General features: G+C 74.5%; 8 protein-coding genes. All 8 read right to left on the bottom strand.

The features are described 5' to 3' along the window. Positions 1-25: 25 nt before the first annotated feature. Complete coding sequence (locus tag FHX75_RS23915) at positions 26-991, bottom strand: sugar phosphate isomerase/epimerase family protein (RefSeq protein ID WP_154942555.1); 966 nt, start codon at positions 989-991, stop codon at positions 26-28. After that, positions 988-2,007 carry an SCO3242 family prenyltransferase gene (locus FHX75_RS23910; protein WP_154942554.1) on the bottom strand — a complete coding sequence of 340 codons (1,020 nt, stop codon included), beginning with the start codon at positions 2,005-2,007 and terminating at the stop codon, positions 988-990. Before FHX75_RS23910 ends, FHX75_RS23915 begins: the two co-directional genes overlap by 4 nt. After that, positions 2,004-3,152 carry an inositol-3-phosphate synthase gene (locus tag FHX75_RS23905; protein ID WP_154942553.1) on the bottom strand — a complete coding sequence of 383 codons (1,149 nt, stop codon included), beginning with the start codon at positions 3,150-3,152 and terminating at the stop codon, positions 2,004-2,006. Before FHX75_RS23905 ends, FHX75_RS23910 begins: the two co-directional genes overlap by 4 nt. Positions 3,153-3,663: 511 nt before the next feature. After that, positions 3,664-4,839 carry a Gfo/Idh/MocA family protein gene (locus tag FHX75_RS23900; RefSeq protein ID WP_425463534.1) on the bottom strand — a complete coding sequence of 392 codons (1,176 nt, stop codon included), beginning with the start codon at positions 4,837-4,839 and terminating at the stop codon, positions 3,664-3,666. Positions 4,840-4,892: 53 nt separating this feature from the next. Beyond that, on the bottom strand, positions 4,893-5,945 hold the full coding sequence (locus tag FHX75_RS23895; protein WP_154942551.1) for a substrate-binding domain-containing protein: 1,053 nt from the start codon (positions 5,943-5,945) through the stop codon (positions 4,893-4,895). A 123-nt stretch (positions 5,946-6,068) separates the two neighbouring features. Then, positions 6,069-7,181, bottom strand: coding sequence for an ABC transporter permease (locus tag FHX75_RS23890; protein WP_154942550.1), 1,113 nt, complete (start codon positions 7,179-7,181; stop codon positions 6,069-6,071). Between the two features lie 31 nt (positions 7,182-7,212). Beyond that, the gene (locus FHX75_RS23885) at positions 7,213-8,724 is read right to left on the bottom strand and encodes a sugar ABC transporter ATP-binding protein (protein ID WP_211364579.1); all 1,512 of its coding nucleotides are present in this window, start codon (positions 8,722-8,724) and stop codon (positions 7,213-7,215) included. 180 nt (positions 8,725-8,904) lie between these two features. Next, positions 8,905-10,083: an ROK family protein gene (locus FHX75_RS23880; protein WP_154942548.1), complete on the bottom strand. Its 1,179-nt coding sequence runs from the start codon at positions 10,081-10,083 to the stop codon at positions 8,905-8,907. Positions 10,084-10,200: the final 117 nt, after the last annotated feature.

Below are 10,200 nucleotides of genomic sequence, written 5' to 3'. Positions count from 1 at the left end.
CTCCTCCCCTGGTGCTGGTCGGTGTCTAGGCCACCTCGGTCGCCCGGTGCGGCAGGCCGGTCGGGGCGGCCCCGGCGGCTCGGCCCGCCTCGGCGGCGGCGCGCAGGAAGTCGATGGACCGGGCGGCGACGGCGGGCGCGGCGTGCGAGTGCCGGGGCAGCTCCACCGCCACCAGCCCCCGGTAGCCGGCGTCGGTGAGGGCGCGCAGCACCGGCGGGAAGTCGATCTCGCCGGTGCCGAACTCCAGGTGTTCGTGCACGCCCCGGCGCATGTCGTCGATCTGCACGTTGACCAGGTGCGCGGCCACCTGGTGGACGCACTCGGGCACCGGGTGCGGCTCCAGGCAGCGACAGTGTCCGATGTCGAGGGTGATGCCGAAGCGCGCCGGGTCGCCGAGGGCCTGCCGCAGCCGCCGCCAGCCGGCGATGTCCTCGACGAGCATCCCGGGTTCCGGCTCGAAGCCGAGGGTCACCCCGGCGCGGTCCGCGGCGTCGAGCACCGTGGCGCAGCCGGCCACCAGCCGGTCCCAGGCGACGGCCGGCGGTACGGCGTCGGGGCGTACCCCGGCCCAGAACGAGACTGCCTCCGCGCCGAGGTCGGCGCCGATCCGGACCGCCCGGGTCAGGAAGTCGATCCGGCGGGCCGGCTCGTCGTGCAGCAGCGTCGGCGCGTGCTTGTGCCAGGGGTCGAGCAGGTACCGGGCCCCGGTTTCGACCACCACGGCGAGGCCGAGCGAGTCCAGCCGGCGGGCCACCTCGTCGACCCGGCGGGCCAGCCCGGGCGCGAACGGGTCGAGGTGGTCGTGGTCGAGGGTGAGCGCGACGCCCTGGTAGCCCAGCTCGGCGATGACCGCGAGGGCGTCGTCCAGCCGGTGGTTGGCGAAGCCGTTGGTGCCGTAGCCGAACCGCGGCCCCGCCCCGGCCGGGTGCTCCGGGCCGACCGGGTCAGGGGTCGGCCGCGGGGCCGGCGGGTGGGGCCGCGGGGTGGTCATGTCGGGGACACCCTGCGGGCCAGCCGGCGGCCCAGCGGCGCGGCGGCCGCCACCGCCAGGCCGAGCAGGCCGGCACCGGCCCGGGCGGTGAGCGCGCCCTGCAACGCCGGCAGCCCGGTGATCCCGGCGCCGACCGCGGCGCGCACCCGGCCGGCGGACGGGTCGGCCGCCACCCGGGCCTGCGCCCCGCCGTACCGGGCGGCGTACCAGCCGGCCAGCGCGACGGGCAGCACGGCGGCGGCGCGGCGCGCGCCGGCACCGGGGCCGCCGTTGGTCGACGCGACGGACCAGGCGGCGGCCGACGCCACGAGCCCGGTGCGAGCAGGGCGAGCGGCGGCGGGCGCCGCGACGAGCCCGACGGTGGGCGGGGCCGGGCGGCCTTGGGGTGCCGGGGCGGGGCGGATGGGGGTCGTGGACCGGCGGGCGGCGGCGATCGCGACCAGGGCGGTGCCGGCGAGGGTGCGCAGCGGCAGCGCGGTGTCCGCGCCGGCCACCTCGCGCCGGGAGAGCGCGGTGACGGTGACGGTGTGCGCGGCGACGGTGAGCGCCGCCGGCAGCGCCCGGACCGGCCGCCCGCCGGTCGCGCCGAGCAGCACGTCCAGTCCCCGGCAGGCGGCCATCACGGCCGGCCCGGCGGCGGTGTTCTTCGCCGCCAGGTCGTACCCCCAGATCGTCGCGGCGAGCGGGATCGCGACGGCGGTGGCCCGCCGGCCGCCCGTGACGGCGGCCAGGCCCAGGCCGGCGGCGGTGAGGCCGGCGGCGAGACCGAGCGCGGCGGCGGGCGAGACCCGGCCGCTGGGGATCGGCCGCTCGGGGCGTTCGACCGCGTCCAGCCGGCGGTCGGCCCAGTCGTTGGCGGCCATCCCGGCCCAGTACAGCAGCACCGACGCGCCGGCCAGCCCGGCGGTACGCCGACCGAGCGCCCCGGCCGCGGCGGCGCCGGCGACCACGTCACCCGGTACGGAGAGCGCGGCCGGCGCCCGGACCAGCTCGGCCAGGTCGCCCAACGTGCTCATGCCGCGGCCTCGGCGTGCAGCCGCCCGGTGAACTCGACCAGCCGCTGCCACTGCTCGGCCAGCGAGTGGGTGGGTGAGCCGAGCGGGTCCTTGAAGAAGAACGCCAGGTCGGTCAGGGGGCCGACCCGGCCGGCGGCGTGCGCGGCGGCGGTCAGCCGGGCCAGGTCGAGCACGAGCGGGGCGGCGAGCGCGGAGTCGCAGCCGTGCCAGCTGAACTCCATCCGCATGCCGGTGCCGAGGAAGCCGGTGAAGGTGATCAGGTCCCAGGCGGTCTTGAAGTCGCCCAGCTCCTCGACGAACTCGATGCGGGTCTGCCCCTGCGGCAGGTAGCCGAGGGTCTCGCCGAGGACCCGCTGCTTGCTCTCCACCTTGGCGGCGTTGGCGGCCGGGTCGGCGAGGGTGGCGCCGTCGCCGCCGCCGAGCAGGTTGACCCCGGACCAGGAGCGCACGGCCAGGTGCCGCATCGCGAACATCGGCGCGAGCACCGACTTGACCAGGGTCTCCCCGGTCTTGCCGTCGTGCCCGGCGTACGGCAGGCCGCGCGCGACGGCCAGCTCGGCCAGCGCCGGCAGCCGCAGCCCGGTGGACGGGGTGAAGTCGACGTACGGGCAGCCGGCCTCGACGGCGGCGTACGCGTAGAGCGAGCTGGGCGGCAGCACCTCGTCGGGGCCGGCGAGCGCGGCCCGCAGGGCGGCCGGGTCGGCGTGCCCGGGGTGCGGCCGGGCGGCCGGTTCGGTGGCGGAGACGTCGACCACCACCACCCGGTCCAGCCGGTGCCGCCGGCGGAACGCGGTGAGGTCGGCGACGGCGGCGGCGGCCCGGTCGGCCTGGGTGCCGCCGGTGGGGGCGGGTCGCAGGTCCTCCTCGACGGCGGTCAGCTCGGCGGCGAGGGTGGCGGCCAGCCGGCCGGGCAGCACGCCCGCGTCGGCCAGCGTCTCGGCCCGCTTGGTCAGCGGGGTGGTGGCCAGGTCGTGGCCGCCGAAGAACAGGTCGGCGAAGGTGGGCAGGGCCGGCCCGCGCAGCGCGGGCAGCTCGGTGACGCAACCGGTCGGCGCGGTGAGCCCGGCCCGCAGGGCGAGACCGCCGACGATGCTGGTGGTCGCGACCGAACCGCGCGCCCCCACCAGCCAGACACCCGTACGCATGGTGCTCCTTCCGTCCGGAGGAACCGCCCCTTGCATCTAACTACATCAATATCAGATGGTTCGCCGGAAAGATACCGGTCCGCCGGGGCCCCGTCCGCCCGGACGTCCGGGGCGGGACCGGGCCGCGGCGGCGACGTCGGCGGCGCGACGCCGGACCCGGTACCCCGCACGGCGTGCGGACGGGGCTGGCAGGCAGGGTCGGTCGGCGTCTCGGCCCTGCCTCCCCCGTATCCGGTCGACGGGCGGCGGCGCGCCCCGCGACCGGACGTGTGGTGGTGGCGGCCCGGCCCCGGCCGGTTGGCGGCCGGGCGTGCTGCGGGTCGCCGGGACGGTGGTGGCGGTCCTCCGGTGCGGCCGGGGAATCCCGGTCCGGCCGCACCGGACGACCGTCGTACGCGTGCGCCGCCGGCCGTGGTGGCCGGGGCGGCACGCCCTCCGGTGCCGATCCCGTCCCGCCCGCGGGGCGCAACCGCGGTCGGGTCCTCGCCGGTCGGCGCCGGAGGTGGCCTGGTCAGACGGGGAGCGCGGCCAGCGCGGGCTCCACCTCCGTCCACCGGGAGCCCAGCTCCGCCGAGCGGGTCACCGCGTCCAGCACCAGCTGGACCTGCAACGCGTCGGCGAAGGAGGGCGTCGGGTCGGCGCCGGTCGCGACCGCCTCGACGAAGTCGCGCATCTGGTGGGTGAAGGAGTGCTCGTAGCCGATGATGTGCCCCGGCGGCCACCAGGCCGACAGGTACGGGTGCTCTGCCTCGGTCACCAGGATGCGGCTGAAGCCCTGCTCGGCCGTGGGCCGGGTGGCGTCGTAGAACTCCAGCTCGTTGAGGCGTTCCAGGTCGAAGGCGACGGTCCCGAGGGACCCGTTGATCTCCACCCGGAGGGCGTTCTTACGACCGGTGGCGAACCGGCTCGCCTCGTACGTGGCCAGCGCCCCGTCGTCCAGCCGGGCGACGAAGACCGCCGCGTCGTCGACGGTGACCGCGCCGGTGGCCCGGCCGTTGCCGTCGGCCTGCGCGGCCAGGCCGCTCGACCCGCCCGGCAACGGCCGTTCCTTGACGAACGTCTCGGTCACCGCGCTGACCCCGGTGATCCGCTGGCCCGTGACGTACTGGGTCAGGTCGATGATGTGCGCGCCGATGTCACCGAGCGCGCCGGAGCCCGCCCTGTCCTTCTGCAACCGCCACACCAGCGGGAACTGCGGGTCGACGATCCAGTCCTGGAGGTACGCCGCCCGGACGTGCCGCAGCACCCCGAGCCGACCCTCGGCGACGAGCTGCCGCATCAGGGCGACCGCGGGCACCCGGCGGTAGTTGAAACCGCACATCGACCGTACCCCCGCGGCCTGGGCGGCGGCCGCGGCGGCGGTCATCTCCCGGGCCTCGGCCACCGTGTTGGCCAGCGGCTTCTCGCAGATGACGTGCTTGCCGGCGGCGAGCGCGGCGAGCGCGATCTCGGCGTGGCTGTCCCCGGGTGTGCAGATGTCGACCACGTCGATGTCGTCCGAGGCGACCAGGTCCCGCCAGTCGGTGCTGTACGCGTCCCAGCCGAGCCGGTCGGCCGCGGCGGCGACCTTCCCGGCGTCCCGGCCGCAGATCGTCGCCATCCGGACCCGCGCCGGCAGCTCGAACACCCGGTTCACGGTGCGCCACGCCTGCGAGTGCGCCGCGCCCATGAACTCGTAGCCGACCATGCCGACCCGCAGTTCGCTGTGCTGTGTGGACAAGGTGGGTCTCCCCCCGTGTGTCAGAACCCGAGCTTGAGGTAGTTGCCCGCGTTCTCCTTGGTGATCGTCTCGGAGGCGAGCACGATCTCCTTGGGCACCTGGAGTTCCACCAGGTCGGACATGCCCTTGCCCTGGCCGATCAGGCGGGCCAGGGAGATGGCCGAGGAGGCCATCGACGGGCTGTAGGTGACGGTGGCCTTGAGCACCGTGTTGTCGGACTGGATGTCCTCCATCGCCTTCTTCGAGCCGGCGCCGCCGACCATGAAGAACTCCTTGCGGTTGGCCTGGTTGACCGCCGCGAGGACGCCGATGCCCTGGTCGTCGTCGTGGTTCCAGAGGGCGTCCATCTTCGGCAGTGCCTGGAACAGCCCGGTCGCGGCCTGCTGGCCGGAGTCGGCGGTGAACTCGGCCGGTCGGCGGTTGGCCACCTTCAGACCGTTCGCCGCGAGGGTGTCGGCGAACCCCTTCGACCGCTCCTGGGTCAGCTCCAGCGAGTCGATGCCGGGGATCTCGCCGATGACCGGGTTGCTCACGCCCTTGGCCTTGAGCTGCTCGACGATGTACGTGGCCGCGGCCACGCCCATGCCGTAGTTGTCACCCTTGATCTGGAGCCGGTAGGCGCGGGCGTCCGGGAAGGCACGGTCCAGGTTGACCACCGGGATGCCGGACTTCATCGCCTCCAGGCCGAAGGCGTTGAGCTCCTTGCCGTCGTGCGGCAGCAGCACGATGACGTCGGGCTTCTGCGAGATCAGCGTGGACAGCGCCGCCCGTTGCGCCGCCGCGTCCGCGCCGGCCTCGACGGACTTGAACTCCACGTCCGAGTACGCCTGGGCCTGCGCCTTGGCGTTGTTGGTGATGGCGGCGATCCAGCCGTGGTCGGCGGCCGGGGCGGAGAAGCCGATGATCACCTTCTTGCCCGGCTCGGCGTTGCCGCCGGTCGCGGCGGCCTTGGTCTGCGCGGCGGTGGGCTCGGTCTCGTTGCTGGTGCAACCGGCGAGGAGCACGCCGGCGCCGACGGCGGCCCCGCCGAACAGCAACCGGCGGCGGGACAGGTCACGACTGTGCTGGGTCATGACGACCTCCAAAGTGACGGTGATGGGGCGAAAAAGGGTGTGCGGATCCCGGCCACCGTCGTCAGGTGGCCGCCGAGATGCGTTGTGTCGTGAGGAGGGCGGCGCGTCACCGCGCCGCGGCGGTCAGGCGGTGGTGGCCCGATTGCGGCCGAGGAACTGGGTGAGGCTACGGAACTGCACCTGCTGGACCAGGACGGCCGCCACGATGATGCCGCCCTTGACCATGTTCTGGGCCTCGGTGGAGAGGCCGTTGATGGCGAAGAGGTTGGTGATCGTCGAGAAGATGATCACGCCGAGCAGGGAGCCGACGATCGTCCCCCGCCCGCCGCTGAGCAGCGTGCCACCGATGATCGCGGCGGCGATCGCGTCCAGCTCGTAGAGGTTGGCCATCGCCGCCTGGGCCGAGTTGGCCTGGGCGGTGAGCATGATGGCGGCGATGCCGCAGCACAGCCCGGACAGCGCGTACAGCAGCACGGTGTGCCGCCGGACGTTGATGCCGGCCAGGCGGGCCGCCTCCGGGTTGCCGCCGACCGCGACCGTACGCCGGCCGAAGGTGGTGCGGTTGAGCAGCACCCAGCCGGCCGCGACGACCGCGGCGAGGATGTAGACCAGCAGCGGGATGCCGAGCAGTTTGTTGGCGGCGATCCCGTTGATGAAGGTGTTGTTCGAGACCTGGGTCTGCTTGTCGGAGATCTCCGCGGCCAGACCGCGCGCCGCGACCAGCATCGCCAGCGTGGCGATGAACGGAACCAGCCGGCCGTACGAGATGAGCACCCCGTTGACCAGGCCGACCGCCAACCCGACGACCAGCGCCGAGAAGATCATGCCGCCGGCGCCGTAGCTCTGGGTGGCGACCGTGGTGCACCAGACCCCGGCGAGCGCGACGATCGCGCCGACGGAGAGGTCGATGCCCCCACCGATGATCACGAAGGTCATCCCGACGGTCACCACGCCGACCACCGAGGCCAGCTTGAGGATGGTGAGGGTGTTGTCCCACACCCAGTCCGGGTTCGAGTAGAGGTCCGAGCGGGTGGCGGCGCCGATGACGACCAGCACCACCAGCACCGCGATCAGGCCGAGGTTGCGCTTCGCGCCCTCGCCGCCGTCGCCGTGCCACCAGGACAGCCGGCCCGGCGCGGCGGCCTTGTTGGTCGCCGCCGCCGTCTCCGCCGGGTCGACCGGCGGGGACTGCGCCGGCAGCTCCGCCCGGCTCTCCGGCGTCGCGGTCTCGCTCATGCCGCCACCTCGCTCCGCTGTGTGCGCTCGTTCATGCCGGCGCGCCTTCCATCAGGGACCCCGCCATGACGAGGTCGAGCACGGTGTTCTCGTCCAGTTCGCCGGCGGGCGCCTCGCGCACCATCCGGCCCTCGCGCATGACCAGCACCCGGTCGGCCAGGCCGAGCACCTCGGGCACCTCGCTGGAGACCAGCAGCACCCCGACGCCCTGCGCGGCCAGGTCGCGGATCACCCGGTACAGCTCGGCCCGGGCGCCGACGTCCACCCCGCGGGTGGGTTCGTCGAGCAGCAGCAGCCGGGTGTCGCCCAGCAGCCAGCGCCCGACCACCACCTTCTGCTGGTTGCCGCCGGAGAGCGTGCGCACCGGGCGGCGTACGTCCCGCGGCCGGAGCTGGAGGCGGTCGGCGATCCGCTCCGCCTCGTCACGCTCGCGGCCGGCGTCGGTGAACCCGAGGCGGGCGTACCGGCTGAAGGTGGCCAGCGTGACGTTGCGGTGGATCGGCTCGCCGAGCAGCAGCGCCTGGCTCTTGCGCTCCTCCGGCGCCATCCCCATGCCGGCCCGGACGGCCGCGCCGACGCTGCCCGGGCGCAGCGCCCGGCCGTCCACGTGGACGGTGCCGGTCTCCGCGCGGCGGGCGCCGAAGATGGTCTCCAGCAGCTCGGAGCGCCCGGAGCCGACCAGCCCGGCGATACCGACGATCTCGCCGGCCCGCACGCGCAGCGAGACGTCGGCGAACTCGCCCGCGCGGCCGAGCCGGTCGACGCGCAGCAGTTCCGCGCCGGTGTCGGTCCCGGCCGGGCGGTCCGGGAAGACGTACTCGATGGTGCGGCCGGTCATCTTCGAGACCAGGTCGCGGGTCGGGGTCTCGCGGGCCGGCAGGTTCGCCGCGGTGGTCCGGCCGTCCTTGAGTACGGTCACCCGGTCGCCGATCTCGCGGATCTCCTCCAACCGGTGCGAGATGTAGATGACCGCGATGCCCTGCGCGGTGAGCTCCCGGATGATCCGGAACAGGTTGCCCACCTCGTCGTGGGCCAGCACCGCGCTCGGCTCGTCCATGATGATCAGTCGCGCCTCGTGGGAGAGCGCCCGGGCCATGCTGACCACCTGCTTGCCGGCGGCCGGCAGGGCGCGGACCATCCGGCCCGGCGGGATCTCACCGTGGCCGAGCCGGCTCAGGATCTCCCGGGTCCGGCGGGCCATCTGCCCGCGCCGGACGAAGCCGAGCCGGCGCGGCTCGTGGCCGAGGAAGGCGTTCTCCGCCACCGACAGGTCCTCGACCAGGTCGAGTTCCTGGTAGATGGTGGCGATCCCGGCGCGCATGGCGGCCTGCGGGTCGGCGAAGGCGGCGGGCTGGCCGCGCCACTCGACGTGCCCCGAGTCCGGCCGGTGCACCCCGGCGAGCACCTTGATCAGGGTGGACTTGCCGGCGCCGTTCTGCCCGAGCAGGCAGTGCACCTCGCCCGCCCGCACCTCCAGCTGCACCCCGTCCAGCGCCCGTACGCCGGGGAAGGTCTTCACCACGTCGGTCAGGCGCAGGACCACCTCGCCCGCGACGGTGTCGGCCGGCGGGGTCACCAGCGGAGCCGTCCCGCCCTCGGGCGCGCTCACCGGGCCACCTCAGTTCGCGACTGCGGGGCTCGCAGGCCCGGCTCACTCCTCGCGCTCACCGGGCCACCTCAGTTCGCGACTGCGGGGCTCGCAGGCCCGGCTCACTCCTCGCGCTCACGATGCCTCCCCGAAAGCGACGTCGCTTGCCAGCACCGCGGCGCCGGCGACGCCGGCGCGGGGGCCCAGCTCGGACAGGACGACCGGCAGGTTGCCGGTGGCCAGCGGCAGCGACCGGCGGTAGACCACGCTGCGGATCTCGGCGAGCAGGATGTGACCGAGCTGGGCCAGCCCGCCGCCGATCACGATCATCGAGGGGTTGGTGAAGCTGACCAGGCCGGCCAACACCTGGCCGACCCGTCGGCCGCCGTCGCGGATCAGCTGGATGCAGGTGACGTCGCCCTCGACCGCCCCCTCGGCGACGTCCCGGGCGGTGACCACGCCCCGGGCGGCGAGCCGTTCGGCGAGCGCCGGGGAGGTGCCGGCCCGGGCGGCGGCGACCGCCTCGCGGGCCAGGGCGGCCCCGCTGAAGACCGCCTCCAGGCAGCCGACGTTGCCGCAGGAGCAGACCGCGCCGTGCGCGTCGACCTGGATGTGGCCGATGTCGCCGGCGCAGCCGTCGGTGCCCCGGTAGACCTCGCCGCTGAGGTAGATCCCGCACCCTATGCCGGTGCCGATCTTGACGAACAGGAAGTCGTCGATCGAGTGGGCGACCCCGCCGTGCCGTTCCCCGATCGCCATGATGTTGACGTCGTTGTCGACCACCGCCGGGCAGCCGTGTTCGCGGGTGAGCAGCTCACGGACGGGGAACCGGTCCCAGCCGGGCATGATGGGCGGCGAGACGGGCACCCCGTCGCGGAAGCTCACCGGCCCGGGAACGCCCACGCCGACGCCGTCCAGCTTCTCGTACGCCCCGTCCACCCGGGCCTTGTGCAGCAGCTCGTTGACCCGGTGCAGGATCACCTTCGGGCCGGAGCGGATGTCGGCCGGCTCGGCGTACGCGGCGACCGGCTCCAGCCGGCCGTTGACCACCTCGACGTCGATCGAGCTGGCGCCGAGGTCGACGGCGGCGAAGCGCAACCGGGGGTCCAGCTCGACCAGGGTCGAGCGGCGCCCGCCCCGGGAGGCGGCCAGTCCCGCCTCGGCCACCAGGCCCAGCCCGACCAACCGCTCCAGCTCGGCCAGCAGCCGGGGCCGGGGCATCTGGAGGCGGTCACCCAGCTCGGCCCGGGACGCCGGCCCCGCGTCGCGGAGCAGCCGCAACAGCCGTAGGTGCAGGGGTTCTACCGTCCGCACGGGATCCACCTCCGCGTCGGTGTTCACATCGATGTGACGTCGATGTGTTGTGTCCGACACAGTAGGAGCCTTCCGTGCCTCCTGTCCATAGCTTCGGTCAATCCGCCGCCAACTTTT

This window comes from Micromonospora palomenae, from assembly GCF_007829925.1.
GTDB classification, from domain to species: domain Bacteria; phylum Actinomycetota; class Actinomycetes; order Mycobacteriales; family Micromonosporaceae; genus Micromonospora; species Micromonospora purpureochromogenes.
Note: the sequence above shows the minus strand (reverse complement) of the source record. Positions and strands in the feature narration are given on the sequence as shown.